The organism is Pseudarthrobacter sp. HLT1-7 (assembly GCF_059383435.1).
In genome coordinates this window covers 192205-210570 of record NZ_JBWZCH010000007.1, presented here as the reverse complement: position 1 = coordinate 210570, position 18366 = coordinate 192205, and the positions used below count along the sequence as shown (strand labels likewise).

General features: G+C 66.4%; 19 protein-coding genes. 5 read left to right on the top strand and 14 right to left on the bottom strand.

All coding sequences use genetic code 11. The features are described from left to right. Positions 1-14 precede the first annotated feature (14 nt). Positions 15-1133 (bottom strand): o-succinylbenzoate synthase, encoded by a 1119-nt coding sequence (locus tag AC50X6_RS09560; protein ID WP_494965987.1) that lies wholly within the window; start codon positions 1131-1133, stop codon positions 15-17. Positions 1134-1548: 415 nt separating this feature from the next. Here AC50X6_RS09560 and AC50X6_RS09555 point away from each other — a divergent pair, with 415 nt between their 5' ends. Then, positions 1549-2532 (top strand): phosphatase PAP2 family protein, encoded by a 984-nt coding sequence (locus AC50X6_RS09555; protein ID WP_494965986.1) that lies wholly within the window; start codon positions 1549-1551, stop codon positions 2530-2532. Between the two features lie 544 nt (positions 2533-3076). Here AC50X6_RS09555 and AC50X6_RS09550 read toward each other — a convergent pair. Together AC50X6_RS09550 and AC50X6_RS09545 are read right to left on the bottom strand one after the other, a co-directional pair. Next, entirely contained in the window at positions 3077-3424 is a 348-nt protein-coding gene (locus AC50X6_RS09550; RefSeq protein ID WP_494965985.1) for a hypothetical protein, read from the bottom strand. A 96-nt stretch (positions 3425-3520) separates the two neighbouring features. Continuing rightward, complete coding sequence (locus AC50X6_RS09545) at positions 3521-4102, bottom strand: DUF4386 domain-containing protein (protein ID WP_494965984.1); 582 nt, start codon at positions 4100-4102, stop codon at positions 3521-3523. 85 nt (positions 4103-4187) lie between these two features. Here AC50X6_RS09545 and AC50X6_RS09540 point away from each other — a divergent pair, with 85 nt between their 5' ends. Then, a complete protein-coding gene (locus AC50X6_RS09540) occupies positions 4188-4688 on the top strand; it encodes a TetR/AcrR family transcriptional regulator C-terminal domain-containing protein (protein ID WP_494965983.1) in 501 nt (166 codons plus the stop codon). A 418-nt stretch (positions 4689-5106) separates the two neighbouring features. Here AC50X6_RS09540 and AC50X6_RS09535 read toward each other — a convergent pair whose 3' ends face one another. The 3 genes from AC50X6_RS09535 to AC50X6_RS09525 are packed head-to-tail and all read right to left on the bottom strand — an operon-like array spanning position 5107 to position 7466. Then, on the bottom strand, positions 5107-6078 hold the full coding sequence (locus AC50X6_RS09535; protein WP_494965982.1) for an NAD-dependent epimerase/dehydratase family protein: 972 nt from the start codon (positions 6076-6078) through the stop codon (positions 5107-5109). Beyond that, positions 6075-6674 (bottom strand): hypothetical protein, encoded by a 600-nt coding sequence (locus AC50X6_RS09530; protein WP_494965981.1) that lies wholly within the window; start codon positions 6672-6674, stop codon positions 6075-6077. The genes AC50X6_RS09535 and AC50X6_RS09530 overlap by 4 nt, the downstream gene beginning before the upstream one ends. A 12-nt stretch (positions 6675-6686) precedes the next feature. Next, positions 6687-7466 carry a DUF4386 domain-containing protein gene (locus tag AC50X6_RS09525; RefSeq protein ID WP_494965980.1) on the bottom strand — a complete coding sequence of 260 codons (780 nt, stop codon included), beginning with the start codon at positions 7464-7466 and terminating at the stop codon, positions 6687-6689. 92 nt (positions 7467-7558) lie between these two features. Between AC50X6_RS09525 and AC50X6_RS09520 the strand changes: the two genes are divergently transcribed. Then, positions 7559-8239: a TetR/AcrR family transcriptional regulator gene (locus AC50X6_RS09520; protein WP_494965979.1), complete on the top strand. Its 681-nt coding sequence runs from the start codon at positions 7559-7561 to the stop codon at positions 8237-8239. A 299-nt stretch (positions 8240-8538) separates the two neighbouring features. Beyond that, positions 8539-8955, top strand: coding sequence for a carboxymuconolactone decarboxylase family protein (locus tag AC50X6_RS09515; RefSeq protein WP_494965978.1), 417 nt, complete (start codon positions 8539-8541; stop codon positions 8953-8955). On the opposite strand, the gene AC50X6_RS09510 is transcribed toward AC50X6_RS09515, so the two are convergent. The 5 genes from AC50X6_RS09510 to AC50X6_RS09490 form a co-directional block, all read right to left on the bottom strand. Beyond that, positions 8949-10163, bottom strand: a complete 1215-nt coding sequence (locus tag AC50X6_RS09510; RefSeq protein WP_494965977.1) for an MFS transporter — start codon at positions 10161-10163, stop codon at positions 8949-8951. The genes AC50X6_RS09515 and AC50X6_RS09510 overlap by 7 nt on opposite strands. 196 nt (positions 10164-10359) lie before the next feature. After that, the gene (locus AC50X6_RS09505) at positions 10360-10542 is read right to left on the bottom strand and encodes a hypothetical protein (protein ID WP_494965976.1); all 183 of its coding nucleotides are present in this window, start codon (positions 10540-10542) and stop codon (positions 10360-10362) included. Positions 10543-10548: 6 nt separating this feature from the next. Next, positions 10549-11679, bottom strand: coding sequence for an ATP-binding protein (locus tag AC50X6_RS09500; protein ID WP_494965975.1), 1131 nt, complete (start codon positions 11677-11679; stop codon positions 10549-10551). Positions 11680-11918: 239 nt separating this feature from the next. Then, a complete protein-coding gene (locus tag AC50X6_RS09495; protein WP_494965974.1) occupies positions 11919-13256 on the bottom strand; it encodes a MinD/ParA family ATP-binding protein in 1338 nt (445 codons plus the stop codon). A 193-nt stretch (positions 13257-13449) separates the two neighbouring features. After that, positions 13450-15156: an alkaline phosphatase D family protein gene (locus tag AC50X6_RS09490; protein ID WP_494965973.1), complete on the bottom strand. Its 1707-nt coding sequence runs from the start codon at positions 15154-15156 to the stop codon at positions 13450-13452. 165 nt (positions 15157-15321) lie between these two features. On the opposite strand from AC50X6_RS09490, the gene AC50X6_RS09485 reads away from it, so the two are divergent. After that, a complete protein-coding gene (locus AC50X6_RS09485) occupies positions 15322-16776 on the top strand; it encodes an APC family permease (RefSeq protein ID WP_494965972.1) in 1455 nt (484 codons plus the stop codon). A gap of 131 nt (positions 16777-16907) precedes the next feature. Here the strand turns inward: AC50X6_RS09485 and AC50X6_RS09480 are convergent, their stop codons facing one another. The 3 genes from AC50X6_RS09480 to AC50X6_RS09470 form a co-directional block, all read right to left on the bottom strand. After that, positions 16908-17246 carry a hypothetical protein gene (locus tag AC50X6_RS09480; RefSeq protein WP_494965971.1) on the bottom strand — a complete coding sequence of 113 codons (339 nt, stop codon included), beginning with the start codon at positions 17244-17246 and terminating at the stop codon, positions 16908-16910. Beyond that, positions 17243-17410 carry a hypothetical protein gene (locus tag AC50X6_RS09475; RefSeq protein ID WP_494965970.1) on the bottom strand — a complete coding sequence of 56 codons (168 nt, stop codon included), beginning with the start codon at positions 17408-17410 and terminating at the stop codon, positions 17243-17245. The genes AC50X6_RS09480 and AC50X6_RS09475 overlap by 4 nt, the downstream gene beginning before the upstream one ends. 130 nt (positions 17411-17540) lie before the next feature. After that, on the bottom strand, positions 17541-18356 hold the full coding sequence (locus AC50X6_RS09470; protein ID WP_494965969.1) for an MBL fold metallo-hydrolase: 816 nt from the start codon (positions 18354-18356) through the stop codon (positions 17541-17543). Positions 18357-18366: the final 10 nt, after the last annotated feature.

Genomic DNA, 18366 nt, shown 5'->3' with positions numbered 1-18366 from the left:
CGGGACGTCCCCGCTTACGCCGCCCCTCCCGCGCCGGATGCCAGCACCGCGTGGACCCGGCGCAGCCGGTCCAGCCACCAGTCCCGGCGCTCCGGCGCGGCGGCATGCGCTGCCAGCAGGTCCGGGTCGGCGGCGACCTCGCGGAGCCGGATGACGCCGTCGTCCGGGACCAGTGAATCCCGCGTGACATCGGCGGCCAGCAGGGACACGGTCCCCAGCCCGCAGGCGTACGGCAGTTCGGGCAGGGCGGCGGCCAGCGCGAGCCCGGCGCGGATCCCCACGGAGGTGTCCAGCGCCGAGCTGACGACGGCGGGGAGCCCGGCCTGCGCCACGATGGCGAGGGCGCGGCGCACTCCCCCGAGCGGCGCCACCTTCACCACGATCAGGTCCGCGGCGCCGGAGCGGGCCACCTTGAGCGGGTCCGCCTCTTTGCGCACGCTCTCGTCAGCGGCGATCAGCACCGGGACGCCGGAGGCCCGCAGCCGGCGGCGCACCTCGGCGAGGCCGGCGATGTCAGGCACCGGCTGTTCGGCGTATTCCAGTCCGACGGCGGCGAGCCGGGTCAGTGCCTCGACGGCGGTTGCCACGTCCCAGCCGCCGTTGGCATCCACCCGGATTGCGGCGTCCGGGAGGGCTTCGCGGACCGCGGCGACCCGAGCGGCGTCATCGTCAAGGCTCTGGCCGCGCTCGGCCACCTTGACCTTGACGGCGTCCACCCGGCCGAAGCGGGCCAGGATTTCCGGCACCCGGTCCGCGGCGATGGCGGGGACCGTGGCGTTCACCGGGATGCTGTTCCGCAGCGGCTCGGGGAACCCCTGCCAGCCGGCCTCGATCCCGGCGGCGAGCCAGCGGGACGCTTCGGCGTCGCCATACTCGGGGAAAGGGGAGAATTCGCCCCAGCCCAGCGGGCCGCGGATCAGCAGGGCCTCGCGCTGGACAATGCCGCGGAATTTCACCCGCATCGGCAGGCTCACCACGTGGGCGCCGGCGAGAAGTTCTGCAAGGCCAGGGAACTGCAGGTCCGGGAGCTCCCCGGCAGGATGTGCCGCAGGATGCCCCGCAGGACGTGCCGCAAGGTAGTGGGGAAGGCCTCCGGATTGGTCCGCAGACAGCGGGACCGGGTTGCTGAGCATGGATTTACTGTACCCGGGGCGGCAGGCCGGGCCCGGAAACCGGACCTTGGGGCAACCCTTGGGCAGGCAACCCTGGGCAGGAATCGGGCGCATTGACGGGCCGGCGTTGACTGGGGGTGAGTCCCTGGTCCAGGCAACTCGTCTTCGCCGGCCCTGCTCAATGAGCACCATCCGGCAGAAAATCCAACCGGCAATCCCGAGTCTAGGAAGCAGCCTCCGTGCGGGCAAGAGTACCGGCTACCTGCTTTTGCACAGCCGCCTACCCCTCGCTGTCTGCCCCTCACTGGCCAACCCTCGCCGCATCCCCGTCGCCGCATCCCCGGCGCCGGGATCGGATGATTAGCCACGGTGTCCATGGCCGCTCCCTGCCCCGCCGTTCAGGCGGTTTGCAGGGTTCTGTGGGAACCTGATAGCGATGAGTTTTGGGCAGGAACGCACCAGCAAGCAACCGTCTGCGGGGTACCAGCGGCCGCAGCAACGCCGCGCCCCGGGAGATCCGCCCGGCGCTCCGGGTAAGGGCACGGCCAGTGCTCCGGGCAAGGGAACCGGGCTGCTGTTCCTGCTGGCCACGCTTGCCTGTCTGGCCGCGCTCGCCGCAACGTATTTCTTCTTTGTCCGCACCACCACCGGCCAGTTCATCGACGAATCGGCACTGGTCGAAGCCGTCGAAATGCACGGTACGGCCGGCAAGGCTGCCAACAGGCTCTTGGACTGGCTGCCGGCTGTATCCGTGCTGATCGCCAGCGTGGTGGTCCTTTTCGTCTCGGTGCTGCGTCGGCGCTGGGCGGCGGCCGGGATCGCCGTCGCGGCCGCTGTGGGCGCCAACCTGGCTACCCAGATCATCAAGGATCTGGTCCCCGTCCGGCCGGACCGCGGGATCGAGACCCTGGAGCTGAATTCCCTGCCCTCCGGGCACACCACGATGGCAGCGTCCGCCGCGGCCGCCGTGTTCCTGATGGTCTCCCCGCGCTGGCGGCCGCTGGCAGGTTTCCTTGGCGGCACCTTCACCGTCGCCACCGGGCTGTCCACCCTCATCAACCAGTGGCACCGGCCCGCCGACGTCGTCGCGGCGATCCTCGTGGTGGGGGCGTTTATGCTCCCGGCCGGCTGGCTGATCATCCGCACGGGACCGCGCTGGAACGTCTGGGACGGCTACGGGGAGCATTGGGCGGCCTCGTGGCTGTGGCTTGCGCTTCCGGTGCTGGCCGGGCTGGCCTCGGCCGGGGTGGCCAGCTTCTCGCTGCTGAAGATCGCGCCCGGCCCGGGCCAGGAGGGCAGCACCACCAACTATTTCTGGGCCGGAACCTCGCTGATCGTCATCGCGGGCTACCTCGCCACGGTGGCCGGCATCTGGCTGTTCGGGCATGCGGCACGACGGCGGAGCGCGCCGCGGCGCTGAGCTGGCTTTTCGCTGAGCTTCGGCTGCCCCCGGGTGGACATGCCCAGTGGTCGCTCCCGGACAGAGCATATCCGGACTACGTCCCCGTGCCGGTCGCGGCGCCTGGCTCGAGGCTGGTCCGGCCAAGCGTTGGGTGTGTCCGGCGGCGGGGAGTCGGGCCGCTCCTTGGGAAGACATGTCCTTTCGGGAAGCGCCGCGCGCAGGTGGCGGCGGCGCTCCTCCGCTTGCTGCGGCACCGCTCTGATCACGACGATCGAACAGATAGAGAACGCAGCCGACCAGCTGCTCATTGACCGACTGACGCCCCACAGATGGGAGCCAGCTCGTCCGCTGGGTCGAGAGCGGCGGACCCTGGCTGCATCCTGGTCGCGGAAGAGACACACCTTGTCGGTTGGGGCTGCGAAGCGGATATGGAGGGTCGCCGGCAGAGGCCACCGTCCGTCCCTGTAGACGGGCGATCCCCGAACCACGCGTTGAGATCTTCGATCAAGCAGTTGGCAACCGTAGCGGCCGGTGCGACTATTGGGCGGCCGTCACTGTGTTTTCAGAAACGAAGGATTTCAAGAACAGCTTGATTCGAGAATTGTGGTGCTTGCAGCGAGGGAACCTCGACGAGGACCATGCCGCCGGCAAGAAAGACAACCGGCCCCACCTGGCGAACTGCCTCCAACCCGTCCTTCGTGTGACCGAACGGCGGAACGAGAACGCCTGCGTTGTTGGTGAGCAGGTGGATGTCGCCGCCCCAGTCCTCCGCGAACTCACGCACTGACACCAGGTCGGCGAGGTCGAGCGGTCGGACCCTGGTGGATCCGGTGACGGTTGCCGCGGCATCCAGCCCCTTCTTCTCGTTACGCACTGCGAACGCGACGTGCGCGCCATTAGCGGCGAACACCCCTCGCCGCCTCGAGGCCGATGCCGCTGTTGGCGCCGGTGACGATGGCTGTCGTGCTGTCGAGGTCCGGCATGCGATCCGTCGTCCAGGGGGCGGTCATGCGCGAGCCGTGACCGCGATGGCCGCGGTTGAGCCGAAGCCGCGCGCGATGAGCCAGATGGCGAAGGAGACCTCGAACAGGCCACCGGGAACGGTGGAGACGAGGCCGGCGCCGGCGACTCCGGCGAGTTCGAGGAAGCAGCCGGCCGCGAACGACGCGTAGCCGACGAATCCCCAGACCGCGAGGAACCGAGGCACGAGGCGCGAGCGGTAGAGCGCGACGCAGAAGAACAGGCTTCCGATACCGAGACCCGCCATCGCGATGTTGTACGCGAGGAAGTTGGTGTTGCCGAATCCGACGAGCAGGGCGATGGCGCCGACCGCGAGGAACGCTCCCTCGAAGATCCGGGTGGCGAGGTATCCGACGGCGACTGCCGGGGCGTGCGGGCGGAGGACCGGCAGCATGAGCGCACCGATCGCGACAACGGCTACCGAGTTGAGCAGCATCAACACCACGCCGGTGGTGAGGAGTGCGCCGGGGGAGGCAGTCGTCGCGATGGAGCTTCCGATGCCGTAGAGGAGGAAGGCGGCGAGCATGAGCGTGCCGACGGTGCGGGCGATTCTGCGTGCGTTGATCATGGTGTGTCCTGTCTCGGAGTCGACGCTGACCATACGGTGTAAGGTCGAATGGCAAGACAGTACCATACGCTGTAAGGTGGCGTCTATGGCAAAGTCAGAAATCAGAGAACAGGTCACCCGGGAGCGGGCCATCCGGGTGGCTGTGACCCTCGCCGATGCCGCAGGCATCGAGTCGCTCAGCATGCGCAAGCTCGCCACGGAGCTCGGCATCGAGGCGATGTCGCTCTACTACCACGTCAAGAGCAAAGACGACATTCTCGACGGGATGCTCGATGTCGTGTACTCCGAGTTCTCGACCCCGCGCGCCGGTGACGAGTGGCGCACGGCCATGCGCGATCGAGCGGAGTCGATGGGCACCCTATTGGCGCAGCATCACTGGGCGATCAGCATCAAGGCCCGAACCTCGCCGGGGCCGGCGACACTCGGCCACCTCGACTCGGTGATCGGCTGCCTGCGCTCAGCTGGATTCTCGATGCCCCTGACCGGCCACGCCATGTCGATTCTCGACAGCTATGTGCACGGCTTCGCGCAGCAGGAGGCGTCGCTGCCTCTCGACCCATCGGGCGGCGGCTGGGCCCTCAACTGAGCCAGATTCCTGCAACGGGTTCTGACGCCGCACATTTCCCTTTGATGCGCTGAGTGAAGTGCTGGCCAGAAGCTCGTGCTCAAGCTGTTTCCCGCAATCTTCGGCTTAGGGGAACAAAGCCAAGTTCATCGATGGTCTGAGCGAGTTGTGTGGACGAGAACTGATATTTGTGCAGACGAGTACGGAAAATGACAACGGAATCAAAGAAAAAGGAGGCATTCCCGTCGGCGCTGTCGTCCAGTCGTTGAGACGTCTCATATCCCTAGTGTTTCGAGGCGTCTTTCCGGACGCAGGAAAGTCCAACCACTCACGGTCCTGGTCTGGGTCCCGCTCAACTCGCTAATCAGTGTCGGACGAGAAGGGTCGTGGAGGCTGCCATCCCTCCTCAACGGCGTTCGCGGCCCGTCTCATCAGCGTTTCACGATCGTGCTCGTCCCGCGTCGAGCTGACTGGTGTTGGTGTAGCTAAGGAGAGTTTCTGCGATGGCTTGATCCAGGCGGGTGGCTGTGACGCCAAGCCGTTCGTTGATTTTGCTGCTGTCAACGATGAATGGTTCTTCGAACTGGTACTGCATTTCGAGGAGCTCACGCACTACGGGGCTGGTGATGGCCATGGCGCGCAGGAGAAGTGGCGGGACCGCGCGGATCCTGGTGCGGTGCTGGCCGGCTTGACGGTAGATGGCGTCGACGAGATCTTGGGTGCTGCGGGTTTGGGCGTCGTTGGGAACGTGCCAGATTTCGCCGGGCGCGTCCGGGTGTTCACCCAGGACAGCGAGGGCTTCACCGATGTCGGGAATGTAGGTGTAGGTGTGGGGCTGGTGCCGGTCGCCCAGTACCGTGCTGGTCGCTCCGGTCAAGGCTGCGGGGAAGACGCGGTCTCCGAGGTTGGACTGCGCTCCTCCTCGGGGTCCGAAGTAATCGGAGGCGCGGCCGATGGCAATTTCGACGCGGCCCGCATGGTGTGCGTCCAGGAGTTCGTCAGCCATCCGCGCCCGGAGCTGGCCCTTTTTCGTGTGCGCGTTGTTGGCTCGGTCCTCGGTCAGTGGACGTCCTGCGGGGCGCCCGTACATGTAGACGTTTTCCATACTGACCAGCCGGGCGCCTGTGGCCTCCGCGGCCGCAAGCACACCGGACTGCAGTCTAGGGAATTGTGCACTCCACTGGTGGTAGGGAGGGTTCATCGTCTGGTAGACGACGGCGGCACCGTGGGCCGCGCGGGTAGCGAAGTCAGGGTCGGCGGCGTCCCCGGCTACAACGTCCACGTCCTCCGGAACCGGCGCCTCGCCGGAGCGGTTGACCATGCGGACGGTGCGGCCGCGGCGGCGGAGGGCGTCGAAGGTGGCCAGTCCGACGGCGCCGGTGCCGAAGACGACGTGCAGGTCGGAATTCATGAATGAACCTTTGCCGTGGTCGGGGCGATGGTGGGTTGGTTGGACGGCGGAACGGGTAGCAGGCTGTTCAGGAGGAGGCCAGTGATCACGGTGACGAGGACGGCTCCGCTGGCGCCGAAAACGACGAACTGTTGATCAACAGAGATTTTGGCCAGCGTGGTTGTTATCCAGCCGAGGCTCCACAGCGCGGGCATGGCCGCTGCCCAAATCCACCGGCGCCGACTCGCCGCTCGTGGCAGGGCAAGGGCCTGGGCGAGACCCAGGACGAGGCCGTTTAGTACTCCCATCAGGGCAAGGTCGGAAAGGTTGGTTCGGTAGCCCACGGCTGCGGCCCCCAGTGCCAGTCCCGTGCTCATGCCCAGGACGGTTGCCGGGATCCAGGTAAGGGGCCGAAGCCTATGGCTGCTGGTCATTGACTGGCCGGCGCCGATGATGAGACCGGCGATGGCTCCGCCAAGGACAGCGGAGACCGGGTTGTCGATGCGCCCGCTGATCATGGTGCCGACGTATCCCCCCACGGGGAGTGCCAGGAAGCTGGTGGTCCAGAGCAGCCAGGCCCGGGTAGCGGTTGTTCTCGGAGCCTTAGTGTGGGTCATGGTGTCAGTTCCCTATGCGGTGGCGTGATGTGCGGGGATGGAAGTGGGTGCGGCGTTCGCGGTGCCGGGGTTTGGTGTCCGCTTGGAGGACTGAACCAGCATGCTGATGCCGAGGGCGGTGATCCAGAGTCCCCAGCCGGTGCTGCCGATGAGGCCGGCGAGGTCCCAGACGGGGAATCCGGGGACAGCTGTCGCGAGGATGTCGCCCTGATTGAGCAGATAAACGGTGCTGGCGATGAGCCCCGCGGCGCCTATAAATCGGGGTAGAATTCCGCTGCGCAGGATCATGATGCTGACAGCGGCGGACCATGCGATAACCAGCAACTGGCCCAAATGCTCACCCAGCAGCGCGCCGCCGAACTGGTGCTGGGCAGTCCAGGCCGCGGCCACGGCTGCCCGCGTCTGCCCGTCCCCTGTCGCGTAGGTGCTGGCCAGAGCGGGGACGACGAACACCCAGCGAAGGAACCCGATGAGTGAAAGGAGCACAGAGGCAGCTCCGCCGCAGGTGGCAACCTTCAACGCGGGATGTTCCTGAAGGCCCAGTGCGTTTGGCAGGAGCAGGATCGGGATGGCGAGAAGCCCGTAGGTCCAGGCCGCGGCGAACCAGGCCCACACGAGTGCAGGGCCGGCTGCGGTGAAGGCGGGCAGCACCACCTCGGCCGGTTGCCTAAGCACGTCCGGCCAGTCAAACATGACCGATAGCGCAGTGGCAGCTGCCGCGAACGTTAGGGCGCTAAAAGCAAAGAGCACGCCGGCCAAGATGCGGATCCGAATGTGTGGAGTGGTGTTCACAGCAATCTCCCTGCTATTTCTGTACGCAGTACAAATTGTACGGTGTACAAATAGTGTACGCTGTGCAGAAGAAAGTCAAGAAGGAGGAACTAATGAGCACCCAGGCACGCAGCTCCAGGCCCGGCCCCCGACGCATCCTGACAGAGGGCGAAATTATGGACGCCGCACTAAATCTGCTTGATGAGGGAGGCGTGAATGCCGCGTCGGTACGGGGGATTGCGGCCAGGGTCGGCGTCGCGCCGAACGCGGTCTATACGTACTTCCCTGACAAGGCGGCAATCGTGAAGGCCATTGTCGAGCACCTGCTGGGGCAGGTTAATCTCGCCGTGTTCTCGGACCGCGATGTTCCGTGGCGCCAACGGATCGAAGCCCTGGCCCTGGAACTAAGGGAGCGGCTCACCGCCCATCCAGGAGCCGTGAATTTGATGATCGGCGGACCCATGGACGGTCCGCGAGCTCTTGCCTTGAACGAACACCTCATGGAAACGCTTCAGGATTCCGGGCTCGACGCCGCGGAGGCCGCCAGGGCGTCCTACCTGCTGATTGTGTACGTGTTCGGTTCCATAGCCCTTGAAGCAGCAGAGCTGAGTGACGGGCCCTGGGGATCCTCGGAAGCCGAAAGAATCGCCACCCGCCTTGAGGGGTTCTCGGCGATACTGGCCGGCAACTATCCACTGTCCGCCGGAGCGGCAAGGATCATGGCCACCTATGTCTCTACCGAGCAGTACAGGTGGGGCCTCAACAAAGTGCTTGACGGAATTGCCCGAGCATGAGCGCATCTTCGCCCACCGGCTGGGAGCATCCATTGTTGGTTGGCGCGAACCGCTGGACTACGGGTCCATCAAGGTATCCCCGGACTCTGTCGGCACTAAGTGGTGTTACCCGTCACGTTACTTGGCGACGCCGGCGTCATTGCCGGTGGCGACGGACCGGGCATGACAACGCCCCGCCGGAGGTTCCCGGCGGGGCGTTCATGGTCGGGCTGACGTGGCGGTCGTCGTCGGTGAGGCGGTTTTTGCTCGCTGTTTTCGGTGATCGCTGACTGGGCCTGCGCCGCTACGAACTGGTCACGATGGCGGCGGCCCAGGCCATCCGCTCCGACCATTGCCTGCTGGCCCACGGCACGAAGTCCCTGAAGATTCTTGAGGAAAAGCAACTCCTGGCCGTCGCCAGGGACTTCCACGACGCCGGATTGTCGCCGGCCGAGGTGGCCATGATGGACTTCGCGGTCAAGCTCAGCACCGATGCGGCCTCGATGACCGACGCCGATTCCCTGGACCTGCGCCGGTTGGGCTTCAGCGACCGGGAGATTGTGGACATCACGCTGGCGGCCTCCGCCCGCATTTACTTCAGCCGCGCACTGCTCGCACTGAACGTGGAACTGGACGTCCCCGAGGGGCTGAGCCCCGCACTTCGGGAGGCGCTGCTGGCACCGCTGCCCGATACATTCGGCCAGGCAGGCGGCGGAGCGCCCCGGTACCCTCAGTAGTTCCGGCGGTGCTTGAGCCGGGGAATGGTGACGGCAAAGACGGCGGCGGCAGCGAAGCCCAGCACGCCGGTGGCTCCCACGCCGGCCCCGAGTGAGGCCACGGCGGTCACGCCGGAGAGCAGTACGGGACCGCCGGTGGCGCCGGCGTCGGCCATGAACCGCCAGATACCGAGGAACTGGCCGCGGCCGTTGTCGGGCGAGAAGTCGGCGCCGAGGGTCATGTTCAGGCCGGAACTGATGCCGTTACCGAAGCCGGTCAGGAGTGCGGCGAGCAGCAGGCCCACAAAGCCGGTGCTGAGCGGGATGAGCAACATGGCGGTTCCCATGATGAGGGTCGAGGGCACCGCCACCCACTGCCTGCCCCTGCGGTCCATCAGCTTGCCGGCCGGATAGAAAACCAGCATGTCGATTGCCCCGGAAAGCCCGTAGATGAGCGACGCCTGGGTGGCGTCCATGCCCAGGTGCTCGGCCCAGAGCGGGATCACCACCTGGCGGGAGGCGCGCAGCGCACTCAGCAGCAGCACCCCCACCCCGACCGACAGGAACACTCCGGCGTGGGAGACGGCGACGCTGCGCAGCGTCGCCTGCGGCACCGGAACGCCGCCCGCCGCTGCCGGCTTGGCGACGAGGTCCGGGATGGTCACGGAAAGGGCCGCGGCAGCAGCCATCGCGACGACGCCGGTCCAGTAGGCGCCCGTGATGCCGGCGAACTGCATCACGGCGGCGCCGATGAAGGGGCCGATGAAGATGCCGATCCGGTTGACGCCGCCGAGGGTGGACAGCGCCCGGGCCCGGAGGATCACCGGGACGGCCTCGGTCAGATACTTTTGCCGCGCGAGGCTGAAAACGCTGGCGGCCATCCCCACCACCAGCATCGCCAGGGCAAGCAGCCAGAGTCCGGCCGGGATCAGCGGGGATACCGCCGCGGCGGCCAGGGCGACGGCGCTGGCGGCAGCGGCCCCGACAATCGCCCAGCGTTCGCCGAACTTCAGGGTGATGAGCGAGGCGGGGAGGTTGAAGAGCCAGGAGCCGAGCCCGATCAGCGTCACCACCAGGGCGGCGACGGCCACCGAAGCGCCCAGGTCCCGGGCGGACAGGGCCACCACCGGGAGGATCGCGCCCTCGCCGATGCTGAACAGCAGGGCCGGGCCGAACGCCGGGACGGCGATGCTGCGGAGGCTGAATGGGGCGTGGCTGGTGGCGGTCATCCCCTTCATCCTAGGGCGGGACTGGCGGCCCGCCCGCCCAAGTAGCTCGCACACGTTGGCGTTTGGAGCGCCCGGAACGGCAACCAGTGCGGCAACCAGTGCGGGTCAGTTGGGGACGGAGGTAACGGGGGCCAGGACTCGAAGTGGGGCCCGATCCGGACGGCCAGACGCAGGCCCGGCCGGCCAGGTCGGCGAATCACTCGGCCTCAGCTACGGCACTGCCAGTGAACAGCCCGGTGTCCGCGGCGAAAAAGTTCAGGGCTGCCGAAGCGTCCCCGGCGTAGCTGCTGGTCATGATTTCATCGGAGTCGGCCCGGGCGCGGAGGCCGCCGAAGACTCCTGCCGCCGACGCCCTCCATCCGACGAACGGCATCTCCACCGGGAGCTAGCGCCTCGGATGCTGCAGCCGTAGCCCGTAGGCCGGCGATTCCCGGAGGAATTCGCGGAACGTAGGAACTGCGAAATCCACGTAGCCGCGGCTCGTCGTTTCAATGACGCCGGCCGCCAGAAGCCGAAGCCGGTACTGGCCTCCGTAGACGTCGCTAACACCCAGCCGCTCAGCGATGGATGAGGTGCTCGACGGCCCGTCGTCCTCTGCCATGGCCAATAGATAGGTCTGGTCGACGTCGGAAAGTGCCGAGTAGGCGGACTGCAGCGCTGTGGCACCCATTCTTCGGCGTGCTGTCTGTATCCCGGCGGTGACTGCATGGTCCGTAACTACAGCGCCCGACTTCTTGGCTTGACTCCACACGTGATAGCCGACCAGTTGGATGAGGAACGGATAGCCTCCCGTGGCTTCGGCCAGCTGCCGGAGATGTTCATCATTGATGCTGACTCCGCTTTCAGCAAAGGTGTCGCGGAACGCCTCAGTAACCTCATCAACGGATGTCCTGTGCAGGTCATACTTTTCGGCGCGGCGAAGAAACGTCGAGACGCCCTCATTGAGCAGATCCCCGACAGCCTTCGGGAGTCCCGCGAGGACAAGACCTACCGGAAGATTCTCGCAAATCAGATGCTGGACCACGGCAGCGATCTCGGAAAGTTCCGTTCTATCAACGGCATGAATTTCATCGATGCTGATTAACAGACCGGTCTCCTGCACCCTGAGCTTCTCCAGGAGTTCAGTGGCTTGCCGGCGCCAATGCACGTCGCGAACGGGTGCGAGTTGGGTGTCCACCCGGACGATCCCGAGCGTCAGCCCCGTAATTCGACGGCCCGCGGGCCCTTCGCCGAGTTCCTCAGCGGCACTGCTGACAGCGCTGCCGATCCGGGACACCAGACCTGCCGTAGCGGTCTCCGATACAACAATCCAACCGTGCTCAATGGCCTCATCTTCGATTTCTCCGAGCATGACCGTCTTGCCGATCCCGCGGGGCCCTGTAAAAATCGAGAGCAACCCCGGAGCACCGGGGCCGTTCTCAATGCTTTCCGCAAAGTCCTGACGTATGTCAGCCCGGCCCACCAGAATCGGGGGTCGAGCACCTGCCGTTGGCTTGAACGGATTTTTCACAGGCATCCTTTATACACTTATAAAGATTATAAACTTTTTATACTCTGACAGTAGCGCTGTGATGCGTCCGGGTCGAGCGCTCGCGGTCAGGGGGTGCACGTCGACGCCGACAAGGGGCACCGGCACAGCCGGTGCGCCGGCGCAACCACACCTCCGGCTAGAGGCGGACCGCTCGATTCCGGCGCCGGAACCCGAGCAGAAGCCCGCCCACGACGAGACGGGCGAGCTCCCGCCACCCATACGCTCTAGACGTACCCGTCCACGATCGCGGCCGCGATTTCCCGGTACGCGCGCCGCGTTTCCGGGCGGAGCACGTCCAGGGTGACCAGATCGCCGTCGGCCACTCCGCGGTCGTGCGGGACGGCGATCAGCTGCCGGCAGATGCCTGCCAGATGGTCTTCAATCGCGTCTTTGTCCACCCGGGAGGAGACCTCGTCCTTGTCGGTGATGACCACGACGGCGTTGCGCGCCAGGTCCTCGTAGCCGTGGCCGGCCAGCCAGTGCAAGGTGCTGCGGGCGCGCTTGGCGCCGCTGACGGCGTAGCCCGCCGCGATGATCAGGTTGTCCGCGGACTGCAGGATCCCGCTCATGGCGTTGTGCGTGACGCCGGTCCCGCAGTCCGTGAGCGCCACGGAGTAGTAGCCGGAGATGAGTTCGCGGATCCGCAGGTACTCCTCGGCCGTCAGGGAGTCCGAGACCTCGGGATCCTGCTCACCGGCGATCAGGTGGAGCCGGCCGGCGTGGTGCATGTAGCGGGCCAGGGCGGTGAGGGAAGTGACGGAGTCGACGTTGTTGAGCAGATCCGTGATGGTTCGCGGGCTCTGCTGCTGGTAGATGCCCTCGCCGAGGGCGCGCTCCACGAGGTCGCCGGAATCGGGGTTGGCATCAATTGCACACGGCGGATCCCCGCGGAACTCCGCCAGCGTCAGCCCGACGCCCACGGTGGTGGATGTTTTGCCGATGCCGCCCTTGAGGCTCAGCACGGCGGTGTTGTAGCTGCCCTGGAGCTGGCGCGAGATGCGCCGGGCGAGTTCGTCCTCCTCGCGCTGCCGGGCGCTCGGGCCGAGGTTCAGCCCGCCGCCGGTCATTGTGAACAGCGCGCCGCGGAAGCCGCCCACCGGCCTGGGCTTCTGTTCCCGGACGAAGAGGCCGGGTGAGCTGATGAAGTCCGGAGCCGGGGATGCCAGGGCCGCTGCCCGGCTGGCCGAGCGTGTGGACCGGTTAGGCAACGCCGGCACGGAGGGCGCGCTCTCCGGGGCCGCGGGCACGGCGGCGGGCACGGCCGCACGCGGGGGAAGCGGCGGGATTGACTCTATGGGAGGTACTTCCCAGGGGGACCGGCCCGGCGCCGTGGGCGCGTCGGCCGCTGGGGCATCCGCCGCGGCGGCCGCCTCGGCCCAGGAGCCGCTCCGCACCGGGCGCGGCGGCGTGCGGTTGTCGATGTCCTCGGGACTGATAATCGGCATGGTTCCTGTCCGGGCGTCGGCGTCCTCGCTGCGGCGGCGGTCGCGCCGGCTCAGGAGTTCCGGTTGGTCTGCCTCCACGGCAGCGTCGGCTGTGTTGTTGTCCGCCGGTTCGGGCATGATTGTTCCCCTAGGACTCACAGCGCAGACCGCTGCGGTGCTCGTTTGAATTGGTCCAAACAGCAATTCTAGGCGCAGGCACCGCCGTCGGCCGACCAGCCCGTGCAAACGCGGGCGGATCCGGCTGCCGATTCAGCGCCGCAGATTCGACTGGGCCGCGGCGCGCAGAGTGAAGAACCTCCGGAGGCGGCTGCTATTCTTCCTTCTGCGCTGCTGCGTCGGAGCTCACGCCGGGCTTGACTGCAGCCCGGGGAGCGACCGTGACGGACGCCACCCGTTCCAGGCCCGGGTGCAAATGGTCACCGTTGTTCACCACGCCCGTCTGCCACCACAGTTTCAGCCCCTCCGGCGCCACCTCAAGGAAGGCCAGATTATTGTCGAACCACGGCCCCCGGATGCCTTTCCAACGGAACGGCGGATCCGGAACCTTCGCGGAGCGTGCGGCCAGGGCACCTGCTGCCGCGCCCAGGCCGTAGGACAGGACGGCCGACAAAGACCTCATTATCCGTGGCAGCGGGTTGCGGATCGGGGAGCAGACTGCCTGCACCATCCGGCTGCCCGAGGAGCGTTCCACCTCCGCAACGTAGGAGAAATGGACGTCCCCGGAGAGGAACGTGACGGTTTCCGGCGCCGGTCCACGGTTGCCGTCGGCGACGTCGGCCGCCATGGTCGCCACTTTCTGGAAACTCTGCTGGAAGGCGCCCCAGTGTTCCAGGTCCAGCGCCTGGCGCAGCTTCTCCGCGGCCCTGGCGGGCAGTTTCCCCCAGGCGCCTTCGGACACGGCCTCATCCCAGGCCTCGACGTGGTGCAGGCCCATGGGCAGCAGGAACGGCAGCGACGTCGCCACCAGCAGGTGCCGGACACCGCCGCGCATCCGCCCGTCGAGCCAGGCCATCTCCGCGTCGTCGAGCAGGGAGCGGTCTGCCGGCGCCAGGTTCCGGGCGGCGCGGGAATCCACCACGATCAGCCGGGTGTCCCCGAAGTCCCTGCAGAAGCTCCACCGGTAGGAGGTCGGGTCCTGGTCCGCCCGTTCCGCGAAGCTGTCCAGTTCCGCGGTGAGGTCCGGCTCAGTTTCCCCGGTGTGCCCGGCAATCCGCTGCCAGAGGGGATCCTCGGCGCGTTCCTGCGGTGAGAGGTTCCCCAGATGCTGGTAGACCCAGTACGAGGCCAGTCCCGAGACGATCCGTTCATGCCACCAGGAGGTGGCCTCCATGCCCTTTTTCCAGGTCAGCGAGGAGTTCCAGTCGTCGCGGATGTCATGGTCGTCAAAGATCATGGCGCTGGGCAGGGTGGACAGCAGCCACCTGTTCGCGGGGTCCGACCACGCCAGGGAGTAAAGGTGGGCGTACTCCTCGTAGTCCTGGAGCTCCTCACCTGGTGGCTCGTTGATGTCCCGGCGGGCGCGGATGAACTGCTGCATCTGCTCGCTGGTCGAGTCGGCGTACACCTGGTCCCCGAGGAAGGACACCAGATCCGGCCAGGCCTGGCCGTTGCCTGAGGCCATCTCCAGCGCGTAGGCACGCAGCGCGTCGACGCCGTGGGTGCGGTTGCCCGCTTCATCGTGCGGGACACTGGTGCGGCAGGAGCCGAAAGCCATCCGTAGCGGCTTACCGGGCTTCAGCGTGGGGATCACCGGCGGCGGGAACCCGGACGCGGGGTCGGGCCAGACCTGCGATCCGTTGACCGCCAGGGTGTAGGGCGTGACCGTCCCAGGCTCCAGCCCGTCTACCTCCACCAGCGCGTAGTGATGCCCGTGCACCGCAAATGTCCGTCCCACCCAGTCTCGGCCTCCGGCCCGGACCGAGACCCGCGCCTGCGTCCGGGTCTCCACCCAGATACTGGCCGAGGTCTCATCGACGTACCGCATCATGGGGCCGAGCGCTAGGGGTGAGTTGGTCATCACTCAGTTGTACCCGCTCCGGTGCGGGTACGGCCATGGCCGGGCGGAAAAGCACGCGGCCGGTCGTTGCCAAAAGTGACCGCGAGGGCCAAAGTGAAGGTGTCCGCCGTGGCCAAAGTCCGGCCGCGGTGAGTCAGGGTCGGCGGATGCGCTGTGGAGGTCGTCATGAGCAAGACTTCTGAAGAAGAGTTGGACGCGGCTCCCGGGGGCGGGGAACCGCAACTCAAACGGGTACTCGGGCCAAAGCTCCTGCTCCTGTTCATCGTCGGGGACATCCTCGGTGCCGGGGTTTATGCCGTCACCGGAACCATGGCGGGAACGGTCGGAGGCATCGTCTGGCTACCGTTCCTGCTCGCCTTCATCGTCGCGACGCTGACCGCGTTCTCCTACCTCGAGCTGGTTACTCAATACCCCCAGGCGGCGGGGGCAGCGCTCTACACCCACAGGGCGTTCGGCATTCACTTTGTGACCTTCCTGGTCGCATTTGCCGTTGTCTGCTCCGGCGTCACCAGCGCCTCCACGTCCGCGAACGTCCTGGCCCAGAACTTTTTCGGCGGCCTGAAGATCAACGGCTGGATGGAAGTCCCCGCCCAGGGCGTGATCACTGCGGTGGCTATGGGGTTCATGCTCCTGCTGGCCGCGATCAACCTGCGCGGGGTAGGCGAAAGCGTTAAGTTCAACGTGGTGCTCACCCTCGTGGAGATGACTGCCCTGTGCATCGTCATCGGCGTCGGCTTCTACGTCATGACGCAGGGCACCGGGAATGCCGGGGAAATCTTCGTCTTCAACGACTACCAGGACAAGGGCCTGTTCCTGGCCGTCACCGCGGCGACGTCCATCGCGTTCTTCGCCATGGTGGGCTTCGAGGACTCGGTGAACATGGTGGAGGAGACGCAGAACCCCGAGAAGATCTTCCCGCGGTCCATGTTGACCGGTCTGGGCATCGCAGTGCTCCTCTACATGCTGGTGGCCGTTTCCGTGGTCAGCGTGCTCACGCCCACCGAGCTGGAGAACATCAGGGAGGCTGAGGGCGCCGCCCTCCTGGAGGTGGTGCACAAGGGATCGCCGGACTTCCCGATCGACCGGATCTTCCCGTTCCTGGCGGTCTTCGCCGTCGCCAATACCGCGCTGATCAACATGTTGATGGCCAGCCGGCTGATCTACGGAATGGCCCGCGAGGGGGTGCTGCCGCAGCCGCTGGGGAAGGTGCTGCCGGGGCGCCGGACGCCGTGGGCCGGCATCGTGTTCTCCACCGCCCTGGCGCTGGGACTGATCCTGTATGTCACCAGCGACCCGGAGAGCAACGTCGTCGCCAACCTTTCCGGCACGACGGCGTTTCTGCTGCTCTGTGTGTTCACCGTGGTTAACGTGGCCTGCGTGGTGCTCCGCCGCCAGCGGGACCCCCACCGGAAGGTGTTCTTCACCTCCCCCGGGCAGCTTCCGCTCGTGGCGGCCCTGCTCTGCGCTTTCCTCGCCGGTCCCTGGGTGGGCCGCAACATCATCCAGTACCAGATTGCCGGCGGCCTGATGGCAATCGGCGTCGTGCTGTGGTTCGTCACCTGGTTGATCAACAGGAGGACAAACACGCGGCCGGATCAGCCCGCCGGCCGGCGGCGCTAGCGGTCATTTTTGTTAGTTCTTCGGGGACAAAGCGTCCTCTTGGTCCCTTGCTTGTTTCATTCGGCTCAGCGGTTACAACAAACTCCTACCGGACCGCTCCTCCTTGGTCGGCCAGGAGGCTTGGCGAGGTATTAGACCAGGGCATCACGAAGGATAGCGGAGGGTCTCCGGTGGTCCAATTCCGCACGTGCGACCAGCTGGGCATCCATGTCCTCGGGCAGTCTCAGGGAACGTGACGCTGATGTTCCCTGGGCGCTCAGTGAGGGTTTTCCGACGGCGCGCCTGACTGCTTCCGGTGAACCCAGGGCAGCTTCCGGCAGGGCTCGTCCGGCCCCGGGGCCCTGGGCTTTGGTGATGCGGGCTTCCGGCCCGATATCGGCGGTCTCTGCCCAGCTGGCGAGTTCCGCGTAGCGGGCCTGTTCCCCGGCATCGAGCCCGTGGCCGACCTTGGCCTTCTTCATTGCATTCATTTGCCTGTTTCCCTTTCTGCGATGTCCAGGATTTTCCGCCGGGCTTCCATCACGTGGAAGACCAGAATGTCGTTCGGGGGTGTGATGACGGCCATGACTTCAAGGATTGAGCGCCGGTCCCGGCTGGGCCCGATAAACAGATCCGGACGGATGCTCGAATCCATACGGGGTTCATCGAATTGCCGGACATGGTAGATCTGATTCAGGATCGCATTCAGCGCATCCTCACGGTCAATGCCGTGCTTGTCTGCGCTCTCTGCCCGGCGCCGCTCTTGCCCGGGATTCCCGCGGGCCTCAGTGGTGCGCCCGGGTCTCCTGCAGCCGCGTGATGAACCAGCGGGATTGCTCCGGGCCGTACGGCAGGATCGGGATGGCCTTCGTGGCGTCGTCCGGCGTCTCCCGGGTGGCCTGCGTGGCTTGCCGCACGGCCGTGGTCATGGTGTTGGCCATGGTCTTGACGAACTGGTCACTGCAGGGTTCCCCGTGGCCCGGAATCAGGAACTCGTAGCGGTGCCGGAGCGCCGAGAGGTGCCGAAGTGCGTTGGCCCAGTCTTCGGGATAGGAGTCCTCGAAGGACGGATGCGAGCCCTGTTCCACCAGGTCACCGGCGAAGAGGGTAGTGGCCGTCCCCACGAGGAGGTCGCCGTCGGTGTGACCATGGCCGAGGTAGAACAGCGTGGCGCTCTGCCCGCCGAGGTACACCAGGACCGGCTGGTCCTTCACGATCGCGTTCGGGACCACCAGTTCGACGCCGGCACCCTCGCCGGCAGCCATCTCCGGTTCCGCCGCAGCCACGAAGCGGCGCTGGCTGTCACCGTTTTCCTCGATTTCTTCCGCGCAGTTCTCATGCGCCCAGAATTCGGTGACGCCGTCGTCGGCGAACACGGCGTTGCCGAAAAAGTGGTCGTAGTGGGCGTGGGTGTTGACGACGACGATCGGCAAGTCAGTCTTTTCACGCACGGCGTCCAGGATCTCCCGTCCCTGCCGGGGCCCGCCGCCGGTGTCGATCACCATGGCACGTTCGGTACCGACCACCAGCCCGGTGTTGAGCAGAAATCCCTGGGTGGTCAGGACGTAGTTGTCCGGGCCAACCTCGAGCCATCGTGACATTAGATCTCCA

What these genes read in the sequence shown, in the direction of transcription:
- AC50X6_RS09560 (WP_494965987.1), bottom strand. Translation starts at nt 1,133, where the DNA reads ATGCTCAGCAACCCGGTCCCGCTGTCTGCGGACCAATCCGGAGGCCTT.
- AC50X6_RS09555 (WP_494965986.1), top strand. Translation starts at nt 1,549, where the DNA reads ATGAGTTTTGGGCAGGAACGCACCAGCAAGCAACCGTCTGCGGGGTAC.
- AC50X6_RS09545 (WP_494965984.1), bottom strand. Translation starts at nt 4,102, where the DNA reads ATGATCAACGCACGCAGAATCGCCCGCACCGTCGGCACGCTCATGCTC.
- AC50X6_RS09540 (WP_494965983.1), top strand. Translation starts at nt 4,188, where the DNA reads ATGGCAAAGTCAGAAATCAGAGAACAGGTCACCCGGGAGCGGGCCATC.
- AC50X6_RS09535 (WP_494965982.1), bottom strand. Translation starts at nt 6,078, where the DNA reads ATGAATTCCGACCTGCACGTCGTCTTCGGCACCGGCGCCGTCGGACTG.
- AC50X6_RS09530 (WP_494965981.1), bottom strand. Translation starts at nt 6,674, where the DNA reads ATGACCCACACTAAGGCTCCGAGAACAACCGCTACCCGGGCCTGGCTG.
- AC50X6_RS09520 (WP_494965979.1), top strand. Translation starts at nt 7,559, where the DNA reads ATGAGCACCCAGGCACGCAGCTCCAGGCCCGGCCCCCGACGCATCCTG.
- AC50X6_RS09515 (WP_494965978.1), top strand. Translation starts at nt 8,539, where the DNA reads ATGGCGGCGGCCCAGGCCATCCGCTCCGACCATTGCCTGCTGGCCCAC.
- AC50X6_RS09510 (WP_494965977.1), bottom strand. Translation starts at nt 10,163, where the DNA reads ATGACCGCCACCAGCCACGCCCCATTCAGCCTCCGCAGCATCGCCGTC.
- AC50X6_RS09500 (WP_494965975.1), bottom strand. Translation starts at nt 11,679, where the DNA reads ATGCCTGTGAAAAATCCGTTCAAGCCAACGGCAGGTGCTCGACCCCCG.
- AC50X6_RS09495 (WP_494965974.1), bottom strand. Translation starts at nt 13,256, where the DNA reads ATGCCCGAACCGGCGGACAACAACACAGCCGACGCTGCCGTGGAGGCA.
- AC50X6_RS09490 (WP_494965973.1), bottom strand. Translation starts at nt 15,156, where the DNA reads ATGACCAACTCACCCCTAGCGCTCGGCCCCATGATGCGGTACGTCGAT.
- AC50X6_RS09485 (WP_494965972.1), top strand. Translation starts at nt 15,322, where the DNA reads ATGAGCAAGACTTCTGAAGAAGAGTTGGACGCGGCTCCCGGGGGCGGG.
- AC50X6_RS09480 (WP_494965971.1), bottom strand. Translation starts at nt 17,246, where the DNA reads ATGAATGCAATGAAGAAGGCCAAGGTCGGCCACGGGCTCGATGCCGGG.
- AC50X6_RS09475 (WP_494965970.1), bottom strand. Translation starts at nt 17,410, where the DNA reads ATGGATTCGAGCATCCGTCCGGATCTGTTTATCGGGCCCAGCCGGGAC.
- AC50X6_RS09470 (WP_494965969.1), bottom strand. Translation starts at nt 18,356, where the DNA reads ATGTCACGATGGCTCGAGGTTGGCCCGGACAACTACGTCCTGACCACC.